The following is a 16,108-nucleotide window of genomic DNA, read 5'->3' on the forward strand; positions in this document are numbered from 1 at the left end:
CGTAACGAGCGAGGCAGACCGCATGACCGAAACCCCCACCACGGAACTCAGCACCGGATCCGACGACTTGGCGAGCGAGTTCGACCTGTCCGACCCGAAGTTCATCACCGACCCGAAGGCGGGGGAGCGCTGGCTCGGCGGCCCCCGGCCCGTCTGCCGCGGGAAGTTCGCCGACGGCAGCGACGTCTGGGTGGTCACCGGACACCACGACGTCAAGACGGTGCTCGGCGAGCCGACCCTGCGCAGCCGCCCGCCGGGCGACTCCCACCGCGAGAGCATGCTCAGCCGGGGCATCCCCGAGGACATCGTCGAGATGTTCGACTCCACCCTGCTGACCATGGACGGCGAGGACCACATGAGGGTCCGCCGCCTCGTCACCCGGGCCCTGTCCGCCCGGCGGATGCTGGCCCTGACCCCCGCCGTCGAACGCGTGGCGGAGCGCCTGCTCGACGGCCTCGCCGGCAAGGCCGAGCCCGACCTGATCGCGGACTACGCGCACCCGCTGGCCATCAGTGTCATCTGTGAACTCCTCGGCGTCGACGAGGAGTACCGCGAGCAGTGGCGCGCGTGGAGCGAGACCCTTGCCCAGGCCCTGCGCCCGAACCCCGAGCAGTTCGCCCCGGCCGTACGGGGCATGGCCCGGGTGACCCGGGAACTGATCGCCGCCCGCCAGGCCGACCCGCGCGACGACCTGATCTCCGAGCTGGTGCAGGTTCACGAGGAGGACAGCGACCGGCTGACCGACGACGAGCTGACCGCCCTGGCGATGGTCCTCGTACAGGCCGGCCACGAGACCGTCCGCAACCTCGTCGCCCTCGGGGTCTTCACCCTGCTCCAGCACCCCGATCAGCTGGAACTGCTGAAGAACGACCCCTCTCTCGGCAGCCGGGCCGTCGCCGAACTCGTGCGCCACACCGCGCCGGTGAAGCACGCCTTCCGCCGCTTCGCCACCGAGCCCGTCGAGATCGGCGGGGTGAAGGTGCAGCCCGGAGAGGCCATCCAGGTAGCGCTGGCCGCCGCGAACCGGGACCCCGAGGTCTTCGAGGAGCCCGGACGCCTCGACGTCACCCGTGAGCAGAACCCGCACCTGGGCTTCGGCCGGGGCGCGCACTACTGCCTGGGCGCCAGCCTCGCCCTGATCGAGGGGGAGGTCGCCCTGACCGCACTGTTCAAGCGGTTCCCGGACCTGTCGCTGGCCGTTGACCCGCAGGAGATCGAGCCGCGCTACCTGATGCCGATGCAGCGTCTTCCCGTCCGCCTGTCCCCGGAGAACGAGGTGTGATGACCGACGGCCTTCCCACAGTCCCGGGTCTGCCGATGACCCGGGGCCGGTGCCCCTTCGACCCCGCACCCGAACTGGGCGTGCTCCGCGCGGACCACCCGGTCGCCCGCATGGAGTTCCCCGACGGGCACGTGGGCTGGCTGGTCACCGGCTACACCCAGGTCCGCAAACTGCTGTCCGACCCCCGGATGAGCTCCCGGGGGGACGCGCTGCGCTCGCCCATCCCGCTGCCCATGGCGACGGACCGCACCGAGCCGGCCCCGGGCATGTTCACGGCGATGGACCCGCCGGAGCACACCCGCTACCGGCGGGCGGTGGCCGCCTGGTTCTCGGCGCGCCGCACCCGCACCCTCGAACCCCGGCTGAAGGAGCTCGCCGCCAGCCACCTGGACGCCATGGGCGCCGGCAAGGGTGAGGGCCCGGTCGACCTGGTGACGGGGTTCGCGGAGCCCATGGCTGCGTCGGCCATCTGCGAGCTGCTGGGCGTTCCCCTGTCGGAACGCCCGGCCTTCGCCCGGGCCATCAAGGCACTCTTCGCCGTGCACTCCAGCGCCGAGGAGGCCATCGCCGGCTGGCACGCCCTCACCGGCCTGCTGCGCGGGCTGGTCGAGGCGAAGCGCGCCGAACCGGCGGACGACCTGCTCGCCACCCTCGTCACCGAGGGCCGGCTCACGGACGAGGAACTCGTCACGGTCGGCGCCGTACTGCTGACCGCCGGATACGACACCAGCGCGAACATGATCGCCCTGGGCACCTTCGCCCTGCTGGAGCACCCCGAGCAGTCGGCCGCGCTGGCCGCCGACACCTCCCTGGCCGAGAGGACGGTCGAGGAACTGCTGCGCTACCTCACGATCGTCCACGCGGGTGGCATCCGCGCCGTGGGCGAGGACCTGGAGTTCGAGGGACACCGGATGGCGGCCGGGGACGCGGTCTCGTTCTCTTTCGCGGCCGCCAACCGCGATCCGGTGCTTTGCGCCCTGCCGGACGAGCTGGACGTGACCCGCGAGCCCGTACCGCACCTCGCCTTCGGGCACGGCATCCACCAGTGCGTGGGCCAGCAACTCGCCCGGCTGGAACTGCGGGTCGCCCTCGAGGCCCTGTTCGGGCGCTTCCCGAGGCTACGCCTCGGCATTCCCGCCGCCGAGGTCCGCACCCGCCCGGACATGATCATCTACGGCGTCCAAGAACTACCGGTGACCTGGTGAACGGAGCGAACGTGCTGTACCGAGAGATGTTCAAGTCCAAGATCCACCGTGCCACGGTGACCCAGGCGGACCTGCACTACGTGGGCTCCGTCACCATCGACTCCACGCTGATGGCCGCCGCGAACCTGCTGCCCGGCGAAAAGGTCGACATCGTCGACGTCGACAACGGGGCCCGCCTCAGCACCTACGTCATCGAGGGCGAGGCCGACAGCGGGGTCATCGGCATCAACGGCGCCGCGGCCCACCTCATCAACCCCGGCGACCTCGTCATCATCATCTCCTACGCCTCCATGAGCGAGGAGCACGCCCGCTCGTACCAGCCGAGCGTGGTGTTCGTCGACGGCGACAACCGACCCGTCACGACCCGCACCGACCCCGCCGACGTACCCGACGGATTCGGCCTGGTGCGCGGCGACACCGTCAGTGCCTGACCACCCACCTGCTCACCGGAGACCCACATGAGTGCCAGCCCTGATGTCATGACCGCCTTCACCAGCGGTCTCGCGGACATCAACCTCGACGAGTCCGGCACCGCCCGCCGCGGCGCGAACGCCACCGGCATGAAGTCCGCCAGCGCCACCATCTACGACATGGCCGCCACGCTCTCCGGCCACGGGGCCCTGTGGAACTGGGGTATGCACGACCCCGCGCTCGTCGAGGAGATCCGCGCCCGCGTGCCCGGCTTCGGCGAGCCCTGGACCGACGGCTTCAGCGAGCAGCTCTACTTCCTCGCCCTGCGCGAACTCCCCATCGACCTGGACGACTACGCCGGCCGCCACGTCCTGGAGGTCGGCTGCGGCATGGGGGAGGGCCTCAACTTCCTCTCCCGCGTCGCCCCCGGCGCCGGCATGACCGGCCTGGACCTGTCACCGAAGGCCGTCGCACGGGCCACCGCCACCCTGTCCCGCGGGGACGCGCTCACCTTCGTGCACGGCGACGCGGAGGACCTGCCCTTCGAGGACGGCTCCGTCGACGTGCTCGTCAACATCGAGAGCTCGCACACCTACCCCGACCTCGCCAAGTTCCTCGCCGAGGCCGCACGCGTGCTGCGCCCCGGTGGCTTCCTCAGCCACATCGACGTCTACACCCGGCAGCGCACGGAGACCATGCGGCGCACGGCGGAGGAGACCAAGGGCCTGGAGTGGACGGCCGACCACGACATCTCGGACCGGGTCCGTGCGGCCGTCCGCCGCCGGATGGCACCCGGCAGCCACTTCCGCACCACCCTCGGCAAGCAGCGCATGAACCCGCTGGTGCGCCAGATCGCCGCGCACAGCCAGATCCTCATGTTCGGCGGCATGTTCGCGGGCTACCAGCCGCCGCCCGCCATCAAGGCGCTCAGCAAGCTGGGCATCGTGCCGTGGATGAACGGCCTGCCGATGGAGAGCTACCGCCACCGGATCGCCGTCCGCCGATGACCGCCGCCCGGGCCGAAACCAAAAGGGGGAAGCATGAGCCCACGCCTGTTCGCCGTCGCCGCCGGCACCGAGGACCTGCTCCAGGTGCTGCTGTACGCCCACCTCGACAGGATCCGTGCCGGACGCGAACTGCCCTCACTCGCCCGGTACTGCCACGAGGCGGCGACGGGCACGACCGGAGCCCACCGGATCGCCTTCGCCGTCGACTCGTACGACGACCTGCGCACGCAGCTCGAAGAGGCCTGTGCGGGCGAGGTGGAGCGGGTCCCGGCACAGGTCACGGCCCGGCGCCCCGGGCTGGTGTTCGTCTTCGCCGGACAGGGCGCCCAGTGGTACGGGATGGGCCGCGAATTCCTTGTACAGCAACCGGTGTTCCGTGCGGTGCTGCTCCAGTGCGACCTGCTGGTACGCGAGTTCGCCGGCTTCTCCGTCGTCGAGCAGCTGAGGCTGCCGGCCGGGGAGGCCCGGCTGGACGAACTGGACGTCCTCCAGCCGACGATGGTCTCCCTGCAGATCGCCCTGACCGCGCTCTGGCGCAGCTGGGGGATCACGCCCGACGCGGTCGTCGGGCACAGCATGGGGGAGATCGCCGCCGCCCACACGGCCGGCGGCCTGACCCTGCGCGAGGCCCTGATGGTCGCCTGTCGGCGCAGCGCGCTGCTGCGCCGGATCTCCGGCAAGGGGGCGCTGGCCACGACGGAACTCTCCCCGGCCGAGGCGCAGGCGGTGGCCGAGGCGAGCGGCGGCGGGATCAGCGTGGCGGGGGAGAACAGCCCCCGCTCCACCGTCCTGGCGGGGGACTCGCACTCGCTCGCGGTGCTCGTCGCCGAGCTGGAGGCGAGGGACGTCTACTGCCGGGTGATCAAGGGTACGGTCGCCTCGCACAGCCACTACGTGGAGGAGCTGCGCGAGGACCTGCACGCCGCCCTGCGTACCCTGGAGCCGGCTCCTACCTGCCTGCCGATGTACTCGACCGTGACGGCCGAGCCGGTGCAGGGCGCCGGGCTCGGGGCCGCGTACTGGATGCGCAACTTGCGGGAACCGGTGCGGTTCGCGGCCGCGGTGGAGCATCTGGGCGCCGCGGGACACGAGGTGTTCCTCGAGGTCAGCGCCCATCCGGTACTGCTCAGCCCGGTGCGCCAGACCCTCGAACACGGGGAGCGGCAGGGATGGCTGCTGCCCTCCGGCAGGCGGCGGGCCGAGGCCCGCTCCATGCTCGCCTCGCTCGGGACCCTGTACGCCTGCGGGCGGGAGCCGAACTGGGCCGCGCTGTTCCCGCAGGAGCGGGCCGGCGCCCTCACCCCGTACCAGGCTGCCGTACTGGAGGCGGTGCGCCGGCCCCGGCCGGCACCCGTGGCGGCGGGCCGGGCCGTCCCCGCCTAGAAGAACGAGCGAAGGCCGAGGGGCCCCCATCCGGCCGGACGGGGGCCCCTCGGTGTCAGGCGGCGCCGACCGGAGCAGCGGTGAGGCCGTACAGACCCGACTCCCGGCGCAGCACCCCGACGTCGACGAGGGCCCGACGCAGTGACAACGCGTCGAGGACACCGCTCTCGCACCACGGCTCCAGACGCTCCGTCACCGTGCGCTCGTCGTACTCCTCGCCCGGGGTGCGGGGATCAGCACGCGGAGGTGAACCCGTGCAGCCCGCGCTCGTAGTTCACCGTGCCCTCCTCGGTGAACCGGGCGCTGAGCACGCCGTGGTCGCCGACCTGGGCGAGCAGCGCCACGCGCTGCTCCTCGTCGAGGGGCGCGAACTTGCCCCGGGTGAGGACCCGGTAGGTCGTACTGCTGCTCATGATGGCCGGTCTCCAGACGTGGTTCGCCGGTTCGACCGGTCGTCAGGGGCGGGGCGCACTAGGCCATTTCCTCCCGCCGGACCCGGTGGTGCGGCAGGAGCAGCACGAGGGTGGTGACCGGGACGAGGCCACCGGCCACCCAGTACAGCGTCTCGCTGTAGGTGGACACGAACGTCTTCGCGCGGATCTCGTCGAGCGCGCCATTGATCGTATCCCGGGTGCCGCCGTCGGCGCCCTGCACCAGGGTGGAGCAGGTGTCCGGAACCTTGGCCAGGTCGTCCTGGCCGAGTGCCTCGGTCGCGCAGTCCTTGAGGCCCGAGGCCTGCAGGGGCGACACCGACTGCACGGTGGGGACGACCCGTTCGGCCTGCGGCCCGGCGTTGCCCGCGAGGGCCGCGAAGAAGAGGCTGCCGATGACTGCCACGCCGAGCGCGGCACCGAGCTGGCCGGTGGCGTTGATGATGCCGGAGGCGGCGCCGGCTTCCTGCGGCTGGACCTCCCTGAGCACCAGCGCCGTCAGCGGGGGCATGAGCAGACCCATGCCGGAGCCGATCAGGAGCATGGACGGGATCGCGTGCCAGGAGGTGATGTCCGTCCCGAAGTGGCCGGCCGCCCAGGCGTAGGAGAGGATGCCCGCGAGCATCAGGGCGGCCCCCGCGAGCAGGCAGTAACGGCCGTAGAGCGGGGAGAACCTGCGGACGGCGAGTCCGCCGACGATCGGCACGCACAGGGAGAACGGGATCGCGGTCAGACCTGTGTGCAGGGCCGACCAGCCGAGGCCGGCCTGGAGGTAGAGGGTCCAGCTCAGGAAGAAGCCCGCGGGGATGGCACTGAAGAGGAGCTGCACGCCGATGCCGGCGCCGAACGCGCGGACCTTGAACAGGGACAGCGTCACCAGGGGCGAGCCGTCCTTGCGGGTCTTGTGGCGTTCGTAGACCACGAACAGCACAAGAACGGGGGTGGTGGCGACGAGCGAGACGATGCTCCACAGCGGCCAGTCGAGCTCGCGGCCGAGGGTCAGCGGCACCATGAGCAGCAGCAGTCCGAGGATGATCAGCAGCATGCCGATGATGTCCAGGCGCTTCGCGTGGGGGGAGCTCGATTCCCGCATCCACTTCGCGGCGCCGATCAGGGCCACCACGCCGACCGGCAGGTTCACCACGAAGATGCTGCGCCAGCCGAGGTCCAGCGGGCTCCAGCTGATCAGGGCGCCGCCGATGAGGGGACCGGAGACGATGGCCACGCCGACCATGCTCGCGTAGAGGCTGACGACGCGGCCGATCTCCTGGGGGGCGAAGGAGACGTGGATGAGCGCGAGCACCTGGGGCACCATGATCGCGGCCGTGAGACCCTGGAGCGCACGGGCGACGACGAGTAATTCGGTGCTGGGCGCGGCGGCGCACATCGCGGACGCGAGGACGAAGCCGCTGACGCCGAGGAGGAACATCCGCTTGCGGCCGAAGATGTCACCGAGCCGGCCGCCGGTGATCAGCAGGACCGCGAAGCTCAGGGTGTAGCCGGCCGTCATCGCCTGGATGGCGACGGTCGAGGCGCCGAGGTCGCGTTGGATGCTCGGGATCGCCACGGTGATGATGTTGGCGTCGAGCAGGTCCATGAAGGTGGCGACCAGCAGGACGGTAAGCGCGAGCCACCGCTTCGGGTCGGGCTCGGGCGCGTCGGGGGTGGCAGGTGGGCCGGCGTGCTCCGGCTTTTCTGCCTGTCCTGCCTTGTTCATGGGTTCTTCTCCAGGTTCTCTGTCGGGGGTTCGGCGGCAGGTGCCGCGGTGGGTCCGGCAGCGGTTGCGGTGCTGCGGGCGAGTGCGGTCCAGGACTTCATGAGGAGTTCCACCACGTCCACGACGGAGTCCGTGCCGCTGTCGGAGGGGAAGAGCACGCGCTGGATGGACAGCCCGTCGTCCAGCGCGTGCACGATCAGCGCCAGGAGCTCCACGGGCGCCGGCGTGGTCACGCCGCGCGCGGCGAAGCCCTGCTCCAGCGACTGGGCGATCGCGTCCCGGGAGCGGCGCTCGCGGTTCGCCAGTACGGGCAGCAGCTCCGGGTCGCGCAGTCCGTAGAGCCAGAGTTCGGTGCGCAGGGCGAGCCAGCTGGCGAGGTTCTCGTCGCGCCGGCGGTGCCAGGAGCGGAGGTGGGCGAGCATCTCCTCGAAGGTGGCCGCCTCGCGGCTCAGCGCCTGGATCTCTTCCAACTCGTGTTGGGTCCGCTGTTCGAGCAGGGCGAGGACGAGCTCGTGCTTGCCCTCGAAGTTGCCGTAGAAGGCGCCCCGGGTGTAGCCGGCGGCCTCGACGATCTGCTCCACCGAGGTTCCGCTGACCCCCTGGCCGGCGAAGAGTGCGGCCGCCGACTGAAGGATCTGGTCGCGGGTGACCTGCCGGCTCTGCTGCCGGGTAAGTCGCTTGGTGATGGTGATCGCCTCCTTGACGCGCTTCCAGATACAAGACTGTATTCCAATACGAAGTTGTATCTGAAATGAATTAAGGGAAGGCGGCGGCCGTGCTGCGGGCGCGCATGCGAAGGGGCTGACACCAGTGCCCGAAGGCGTGGTGGCAGCCCGTGACCGAGCGGCAGGGGCGGGCGGAGGCCGGCCCCGGGACCCGGAAGCGGTTGAGGGCGTCGAGGTGCCGGGCCCGCAGTTCGTGGTCGCGGTTGGCTCAGCCGTCCACCGCCGGCCACGAGCGCTGGAAGATCAGCGCCGCGTCGTGGTCGATCGCCCACAACTGGCGATGCCGGATGAGGGGGTTGGGGTGGGACCAGGTGCAATCCACACTCGCCGTCAGGGCGTCCAGCCGGTAGAGGCGGGCGGCCTCCTCAGCTGGCGCCCGCCAGGCGATGCCGTCGTAGCCGACCGAGCCGGGCAGTAAGTCCATGGCCGAGTGGGGGCCTGTGCCGGCGTGGAAGAGCTATTGCACCTCCTGGACCGGGAAGCGAACCGCCCTCGCGAAGGGCCGTCAATAGTGCGTTTCTTTTCCTTCTTGCAGCATGTCGATCACCCTGCTGACGCACGAGGGCCTCCAAGGTTGTGATCGAGTTCCGGCCATTGACCCGGCGGGGCCCCCTGCGGGACGGTCACGCGGGGCTCGGCGAGTTATTTGGCTGAATTCCCACGCAACCCCCAGGGGGAATGCACTTGTCTCCCATGCATTTCGGCCAGGCGTCGGCCGTGGTCGGAATGCGGCCTGCCGTCACCGGTCACCCACCGCGGGTGCGGGGGCGGCCGGTACGACGATCCCCGTCGCCACGTACTCGACGCCCTCCCGGACGACGGTCCGCCAGTGACCGGTGAAGGTGTTCATCCGTCGCCCGCCGACCACCGGGCCGGGCACGTGCAGGGAACTGCTGAAGGTGCCCCGCTCCGGATCGGGGGTGATGGTGCAGTCGCTGAAATCCATCAGCCGGCCCATCAGCGGGAAGCAGGTCTTGTACGTGCTCTCCTTCGCGCTGAACAGCAGCTTGTCCCAGGCCACGGCGGGATGGGACAGGGTGAGACGGTCCAGCGTGCGCCGTTCCTCGGGTGAGGCCACCATCCTCTCGACGCCCCTGGGCAGCGCGGAGTTCGGTTCGGCGTCGATCCCGACCGCGGCGACCGTCGCGGTCCTGGCGACCGCCGCGGCCCGGTAGCCGGGGCAGTGGGTCATGCTGCCCGCGACGCCCTCGGGCCAGGCCGGCGCCCCGGCGGGACCGGGGAGGATCGGCCCGGGCGGCACCCCGAGCCGGGCCAGGGCCGTGCGGGCGCACAGCCGGACGGTGGCGAATTCTCGTCGGCGCCTGTCGACCGCGCGCCTCACCCTGTCCGCTTCCTCCGGGTAGAGGTGGATGTCCGGCGGGTCGGCGAACAGCTCCACGATCACGACGTCCGGCAGCGTACCGACGAGTAGGCCGGGCCCCCCGGCGTCGGGGCGCGGCCCCGGCCCCAGCCCCGTGCGGGGACCGGGGTTCACGCCGTCCGGCCAGGTCGGACCGGGCTTCCGTTCCGGATGGTGGATGCCGAGAACCGGCTCCGGAATTCCTGACATTGGCGACCCATTCCACTTGCGTAACCAGGCATTGTCGTCCACGATTCATTCTCGTCGGCCCTCGAATTGCAGTGACGGGGGAGGGGGCCGAGCCAAGGGTGGCTTCAATGATCGACCACATCAGTGGTCACTGCGCCATACAGGCCCCGGCGTAAGTAGTTTCGATGGTCAACTACTTTGACGTCCGGTGTGCTTGATGGGCCTTCAGGGAATGCATCGGGGGATGTAGATGATTCAGCGCTGTGATCAGTCGTGGCCGCATGCGCGCCGGGGCGCGCTCCGGCCCGCAGCGTCCGCCGGGCGTACCGCAGCCGGGCGGGTGTCCATATGCTGACCCGCCGGATCGTCCTCGGCCTTCCCGCACTCTCCGTCGGCGGCCTCTCCGAGAACTGGCTGTTACGCGAGTCCGGCGACCTCCATTGGTCCCTGATCGGCGAGCACTTCGGCCTCCCGGTCGCAGAACTCGCCGACGCCGACGGCGAACGGCTGCTGCCCGCCTTCACCCGCGCCAGCCTGACGGCGGCCGGCTCCCTCCGCTTCTTCACCGAGCACGACGAGGGAGAACTGACCGGCACGCTCGCCCGGCTCGACGAGCACGCCTTCGTCAGCGACATCCGCTTCGCCACGCCCACGACGTCGGTCGACGTCCGGCTCCTGACCTCCTTCGTCCGCAGGGGCCCCGGCAACTGGCTCGTCCCCGGCACCCCGCGCCACGAAGGCCGCGGCCCCGTGGCGGGCGCGAGCAGGGAACACCGCGACTTCCAGAGCGAGTTCCGGGCCCTCACCCGGCTGGAGGGCGACGGCGCCACCAGCCTCTACACCGACACGTACGAGCTGAACCCCTTCGCGGACGTGAACGCGGCGGGCCTGCTCTACTTCGCCTCGTACCCGCACATCAACGACCGCGGCGAGCGCAATTACGTACGGTCCGTGGTGCCCGGCGGCGAGTGGGCCGTCGACGCCGTCACCCTCAGCCGGGACATCGTCTACCTCGGCAACTGCGGCCTGTCCGACGCTGTGCGCTACCGCCTGGACGGGTTCCGGCGGGAGTCGGAGGACCGGGTGGTCCTCACCTCCTCCCTCCTGCGGGAACGCGATGGCCGGCCGCTCGCCCGCCTGGAGACCGTCAAGCGGCTCGTCCGGCCCGAGGCCTTCGCTGCCCTCCCGGGCGACGGCGCCGCCCCGGTCGTCGCGATCGAGTCCGCCTCCCCTTCCGCCGCTGCCGTTTCCGAACCGCCGCGCGGCTCCCTGCCCGAAGACCTCGAAAGCCGGCTCCTGGCCCTGATGGAGACCGTGCTCGGGGAGCCCGCGGGCTCGCTGACCGCGGACGACGACCTGCGCCCGCGCGGACTGGACAGCCTGGCCCTGTCCGAGGCCGCCGTACGGGCCGAGGACGAGGTCGGCTGCGAGATCGATCCCAGCACCCTGTTCCAGGCGTTCACGGTCACCGCCATGGCCCGCGTCGTGCGCGGCGACCGCCCGGATCCGGCCGCGGCCGCGCCGGCGGCCTTACCGCCGGCCGAGAGACCCGCCGCCATGCCGATCGCCGTGATCGGTATGGCCGGCCGGTTCCCCGGCGCGCCCAGCGTGCCCGAACTGTGGGACCTCCTGGGCCGCGACGAGGACGCGGTCCGCGACGTTCCCGCGGACCGCTGGAACGCGGCCGACCACCCCGGTCTGATCGGCAAGGCGGCCCTGCTCGACGACATACGCGGCTTCGACCACGAGTTCTTCGCCATCAGCCCGCGTGAAGCCGCCCTGATGGACCCCCAGCAGCGGCTGCTGCTGGAGACCGTGTGGGCGACGGCCGAGGACGCCGGACGCGATCCGGCCTCGCTCACCGGCAGCCGCACCGGCGTCTACGCGGGCGTGTGCCACTCCGACTACGCCGCGCTGATCGCCCGGCACGCCGGGCGGGACGAGCCGCACCTGAGCGTCGCGGTCTCACCCTCCCTCGTGGCCAACCGCGTCTCGTACACCCTGGGCCTGCGCGGACCCAGCGTCGCCGTGGACACCCTCTGCTCCTCGTCCCTGGTCGCCGTCGCACAGGCCGTCGCCGCGCTGCGCGCCGGCGAATGCGACCAGGCGTTCGCGGGCGGTGTCAACGTCCTGTGCGACCCCGCCCGGCAACACGCCTACCAGCGCACCGGCGTGCTGAGTCCGCGAGGCCGCTGCCACACCTTCGACGACGACGCGGACGGATACGTCCGCGGCGAGGGCGTCGCCGCCCTGCTCCTCAAGCCGCTGGACCGGGCGCTGGCCGACGGCGACCGCGTGCACGCGGTGATCCGCGGCGTGGCCGTCAACCACGGAGGGCAGGCCCAGTCCTTCACCGCCCCCAACCCGGACGCGCAGGCCGACCTGCTCGTCACCGCCTACAACGAGGCGGGCGTCGACCCGCGCACGGTCGGCTACATCGAGGCGCACGGCACCGGTACGCGCCTGGGGGACCCGATCGAAGTCTCCGGCATGGTCGCCGCGTTCGAGCGGCTCTACGCGCAGTGGGGCCACGCACGTCCCACCGAGCCGCACTGTGCGGTCGGCTCGGTCAAGACGAGCATCGGCCACCTGGAGGCCGCCGCCGGAATCGCCGGCATGGTCAAGGTGATCCTGGCGATGAGGCACCGTACGCTGCCGGCCGCGCGCAACCTGATCCGCCCGAACCGGATGATCAAGATCGACGGTACGCCGCTGCGCCTCCAACGCGACCGCAGCGCATGGGAGTCACCCGTGGGCGGCGGCCCCCTGCGGGCCGGGGTCAGCTCCTTCGGGATGGGCGGCACCAATGCGCATGTGGTCCTGGAGGAGGGCCCCCGCCCGGCGGCGGCCCCCGCCACGGCCGCTCCGGTGGCCGTGTCCGTCTCCGCCCGGACCCCGCAGGCCCTGCGGGAGGCCGTGGCCCGTCTGCTGGAGGTGGTCCGCTCCGCGGACGCCCCGCCGCTCGCGTCGATCGCGCGGACCCTGAGCACGGGGCGTGCGGCACTGCCGTACCGCGTCGCCGTCGAGGCGTCGGACCTCGGCGAACTCGCCGCGCGGCTCACCTCGGTGCTCGACACCCCGCCGAACGCGCCCGTGAACGGACAGTCCGAAGGGGCGGGGCCGGCCCGGACGGCCCCGGACGCACCGCCCGTGTCGCTGCCGACCTACCCCTTCGGCCGCGACCAGCACTGGGTCGCGCCCGTCGCGGGCGCCGAACTCCTCACCACCGAGTGGACGGACGTACCGGCGCCGGACACCGGCGACACCGGCCGGTTGCTGGTGGTCACCACCGACCCGGAACTGGCCCGCACGGTGCTCGGCGGCCGCGCCGTGGCGCACGTCCCCGGGGATCCCGTACCCGAACTGGCCGGCCTCGGCGGGATCGTCGACCTCGTCGACTGGTCCGCCCCCGGCACCCACGTCACCGAGCGCATCAGCCTGCTGCAGCGGACGCTCACCTCGAACCCCCGCGTCGGGCTGCGCTGCGTCCACGTCAGCGGCGCCGAACGCTCCGCGCTCGCGGGCTTCTACCGCTCCCTGTCCGGCGAGTTCCAGGCCCTCCACGGCCGCACCGTCCGTGTCGACGGCGGCACCGCTGAACTCGCCGCCGCGGTCCGGGCCGAGACCGCCGCCGTCGACCGGGAGACGGAGATCCGGTACGAGGGCACGCGCCGCCGCCGGCTCGTGGCCGCCTTCGCGCCGGCGCGGGCCGCCGAGGACCTGCTCGCGGGCGTCGACCGCGGCGCGGTGCTCATCACCGGCGGCCTCGGCGGCATCGGCCTACGCCTCGCCGCCCACCTCGCCGACCGGGGAGCCCGCCACATCGTGCTCGTCGGGCGTTCCCGGGCGCCGGTCCGCAACCAGTGGGCCGCCCTCGTCGCCGCACCCGCCACCGACCCGGCGCTGCGCGCCCGCCTCACCGCGCTGCTCGCCCTCGTCGAGCGGGGGGTGACGCTGACCGTACGGACCGACGCCTTGGACGACGTCGCCTCCCTGCGCCGGCTGATCGGCCGGGTCAGGAAGCAGGCCGGCGGTATCGACGCCGTCTTCCACTGCGCGGGGGTCATGGACCCGCCCACGTCCTTCCTGTCCCGTACGCCCGAGGAGATCTCCCGGGTGCTGCGGCCCAAGACCGACGGGCTGCGGGTGCTGTGGGCGGCCTTCGAAGCCACGCCGCCCCGGCTCATGGTGCTGTTCTCCTCCGTGGCGGGAGCGGTGCCGTCCCTCGCCGCGGGCCACCTGGACTACGCGGCGGCGAACGGCGTGCTCGACGACTTCGCCGCCGCCCACGACACCGGCGCCTCCGGGTGCGTGGTGCGCGCCCTGCGCTGGCCCTTGTGGCGGGGCGTGGGCATGGGGCTGGAGCGTACGAGTGCCAGCGGCGGGCTCGGCATCCCCGACCTCGCCGCCGACGACGCGCTGGAACTGCTCGACCTCGCCCTGCGGGTGCCCGGCGACCCCGTGGTCCTGCCGTGCCGGGTGGAGCGCACCGCCGTGGCCGCCGACGAGTTGTTCCTGGCACCGCGGCGCGCTGCGGAGCCGCGGCCCGCACAGCCCTCAGCCGAGGCAGCTGCCGTACCGTACGCGACCGCACCGTACGGTGAGTCCGCCACGGCGGCGTCGCCGGACTGGCTGTACGCCGTCGTGGCCCGCACCACCAAGGTCGACCCCGGCCTGCTGGCGGCCGACACCCTGCTCGGTGACATCGGCGTGGACTCGCTGCTGATGGCCGAACTCGTGCGCGCCCTGGAGGAGATCCTCCGCCACCCGGTCGATCCGAGCCTCCTCCAGGAGCACCCGACGCTCGGCGGCCTCGCCGCCGCGCTCGGCGCACCCCCGGCCGACCTCGTACCCGAGCGGGCCGGCCCGCCCGCCCCCGCGGCGCCGACGCAGCCGTCCCGGGCCGACGTACAGGCCCAGGCACAGGTCCTGACCCCGTCCCCGGACGGGCGGCCGACGCCCATCGCCGTGATCGGGATGGGCTGCCGCCTGCCGGGCGCGTCCGACCCGGCGCAGTTCTGGGCGGCCCTGCTGGCCGGCCGCGACCTCGTCACCGAGGTGCCGGCCGACCGCTGGGACGTGGCCTCCCTCTACAGCCCGGACGGCGGACCGGGACGCAGCCAGAGCAAGTGGGGCGGATTCCTCGACGACGCCGCCCTGTTCGACCCGGAGTTCTTCGGATTCGACGCCGAGGCGGCCCGCCACCTCGACCCGCTGGCGCGCAAGGCGCTGGAGGTGTCCGTGGAAGCCCTGCGGGACGCCGGGTACCGCGAGGACGAGGTACGGGGAGGGCCGGTCGGCGTCTTCGTCGGCACGCGCACGGGCAACCACCGCGCGCACCTGCAGCCCCCGGAGCGGCCCTACATCGCCGGCGTCAACCAGAACTTCGTCGCCGCCCACATCTCGCACTTCCTGGACCTGACGGGGCCGAATCTCGTGGTCGACAGCGCGTGTTCCTCGTCGCTGGTGACCATCCACCTGGCCGCCCGGAGCCTGGCGTCGGGGGAGTCGTCGATGGCCCTGGCCGGAGGCGTGGACCTGCTGTTCGACGAGGAGCCCTACCTCATGCTCAGCGCCGGCAAGGCGCTGTCGCCCACCGGCCGCTGCCGTACCTTCGACGAGTCCGCCGACGGCCTCGTCCCGGGCGAGGGCGCCGGGATGGTGCTCCTCAAGCGCCTCGACGACGCCCTGCGCGACGGGGACCGGGTGCTGGCCGTCATCGAGTCCTCGGGCGTCAACAACGACGGCCGGACCATGGGGCACACCACGCCGAGCGGCCGCGCCCAACGCGCGCTGATCTCCGACGTGCTGACGCGCGCCGGAGCCGACGCCCGCACCGTCGGCTACGTCGAGGCCCACGGCACCGGCACGATGATCGGCGACCCGATCGAGCTCCAGGCCCTGACCGCCGTGCACCGGACGTACACCGAGGACCGCGGCTACTGCGGCATCGGCAGCGTCAAGAGCTCGATGGGGCACCTGCTCAGCGCCGCGGGCGTCGCCGGATTCATCAAGGCCGTCCAGATCCTGCGGCACGGCCGGCTCGTGCCCACGCTGCACTGCGACCGGCCGAACCCGCGCTTCGCCTTCGCCGACTCGCCCTTCTATCCGGTCACCCGGGTGACGGACCTGCCGGCCGGGAGCCGTGTGGGCGTCAGCGCCTTCGGCTTCGGAGGCACCAACGCCCACGTCCTGCTGGGCCCCGGCACCCCCGGGGAACCAGGACGGCCGGCGCTGCCCAAGCCCGCCTACCGGCGCAGCACATTCTGGCGCCTGCCCGCCGCGCCCGGACCGGCCCCCGCGCCGGTCCGCTCGGCCCGGCTCGACCTGACCTTCCCGTAACCCGGCGCGGCCGGGCCGATCACGCCCCCGCATCGCCGACCACCAGGAGAGAACAC

Annotated in this window: 11 protein-coding genes and 1 pseudogene; 6 read left to right on the forward strand and 6 right to left on the reverse strand. The window is 72.3% G+C overall.

The genetic code is table 11. The annotated features are described in order from the left end of the window. Positions 1 to 22 precede the first annotated feature (22 nt). From OIU81_RS34780 to OIU81_RS34800, 5 genes are read left to right on the forward strand one after another with little or no spacing between them, the layout of a single operon-like run. Positions 23 to 1,282 (forward strand): cytochrome P450 family protein, encoded by a 1,260-nt coding sequence (locus OIU81_RS34780; RefSeq protein ID WP_329154254.1) that lies wholly within the window; start codon positions 23 to 25, stop codon positions 1,280 to 1,282. Then, complete coding sequence (locus OIU81_RS34785; protein WP_329154255.1) at positions 1,282 to 2,487, forward strand: cytochrome P450; 1,206 nt, start codon at positions 1,282 to 1,284, stop codon at positions 2,485 to 2,487. Before OIU81_RS34780 ends, OIU81_RS34785 begins: the two co-directional genes overlap by 1 nt. A 14-nt stretch (positions 2,488 to 2,501) precedes the next feature. Then, positions 2,502 to 2,918, forward strand: a complete 417-nt coding sequence (gene panD, locus OIU81_RS34790) for an aspartate 1-decarboxylase (RefSeq protein ID WP_329155572.1) — start codon at positions 2,502 to 2,504, stop codon at positions 2,916 to 2,918. Between the two features lie 27 nt (positions 2,919 to 2,945). Then, the gene (locus tag OIU81_RS34795; protein WP_329154256.1) at positions 2,946 to 3,905 is read left to right on the forward strand and encodes a class I SAM-dependent methyltransferase; all 960 of its coding nucleotides are present in this window, start codon (positions 2,946 to 2,948) and stop codon (positions 3,903 to 3,905) included. A gap of 33 nt (positions 3,906 to 3,938) precedes the next feature. After that, positions 3,939 to 5,288 (forward strand): acyltransferase domain-containing protein, encoded by a 1,350-nt coding sequence (locus tag OIU81_RS34800; protein WP_329154257.1) that lies wholly within the window; start codon positions 3,939 to 3,941, stop codon positions 5,286 to 5,288. Between the two features lie 55 nt (positions 5,289 to 5,343). Here the strand turns inward: OIU81_RS34800 and OIU81_RS34805 are convergent. From OIU81_RS34805 to OIU81_RS34830, 6 genes and pseudogenes are all read right to left on the reverse strand, one after another. Continuing rightward, positions 5,344 to 5,499: pseudogene (locus tag OIU81_RS34805) on the reverse strand (DUF2087 domain-containing protein); the annotation flags it as partial. Positions 5,500 to 5,521: 22 nt separating this feature from the next. Next, entirely contained in the window at positions 5,522 to 5,701 is a 180-nt protein-coding gene (locus OIU81_RS34810) for a DUF6204 family protein (protein ID WP_329154258.1), read from the reverse strand. A gap of 58 nt (positions 5,702 to 5,759) precedes the next feature. Continuing rightward, a complete protein-coding gene (locus OIU81_RS34815) occupies positions 5,760 to 7,436 on the reverse strand; it encodes an MFS transporter (protein WP_329154259.1) in 1,677 nt (558 codons plus the stop codon). Beyond that, a complete protein-coding gene (locus OIU81_RS34820; RefSeq protein ID WP_329155574.1) occupies positions 7,433 to 8,182 on the reverse strand; it encodes a TetR/AcrR family transcriptional regulator in 750 nt (249 codons plus the stop codon). The genes OIU81_RS34815 and OIU81_RS34820 overlap by 4 nt, the downstream gene beginning before the upstream one ends. Positions 8,183 to 8,369: 187 nt before the next feature. After that, entirely contained in the window at positions 8,370 to 8,585 is a 216-nt protein-coding gene (locus OIU81_RS34825) for a hypothetical protein (RefSeq protein WP_329154260.1), read from the reverse strand. A gap of 315 nt (positions 8,586 to 8,900) precedes the next feature. Then, positions 8,901 to 9,731 carry a 4'-phosphopantetheinyl transferase family protein gene (locus OIU81_RS34830; RefSeq protein WP_329154261.1) on the reverse strand — a complete coding sequence of 277 codons (831 nt, stop codon included), beginning with the start codon at positions 9,729 to 9,731 and terminating at the stop codon, positions 8,901 to 8,903. 327 nt (positions 9,732 to 10,058) lie between these two features. On the opposite strand from OIU81_RS34830, the gene OIU81_RS34835 reads away from it, so the two are divergent. Then, positions 10,059 to 16,052, forward strand: a complete 5,994-nt coding sequence (locus tag OIU81_RS34835) for an SDR family NAD(P)-dependent oxidoreductase (RefSeq protein WP_329154262.1) — start codon at positions 10,059 to 10,061, stop codon at positions 16,050 to 16,052. Positions 16,053 to 16,108 lie beyond the last annotated feature (56 nt).

The organism is Streptomyces sp. NBC_01454, assembly GCF_036227565.1.
Classification (GTDB): Bacteria; Actinomycetota; Actinomycetes; order Streptomycetales; family Streptomycetaceae; genus Streptomyces.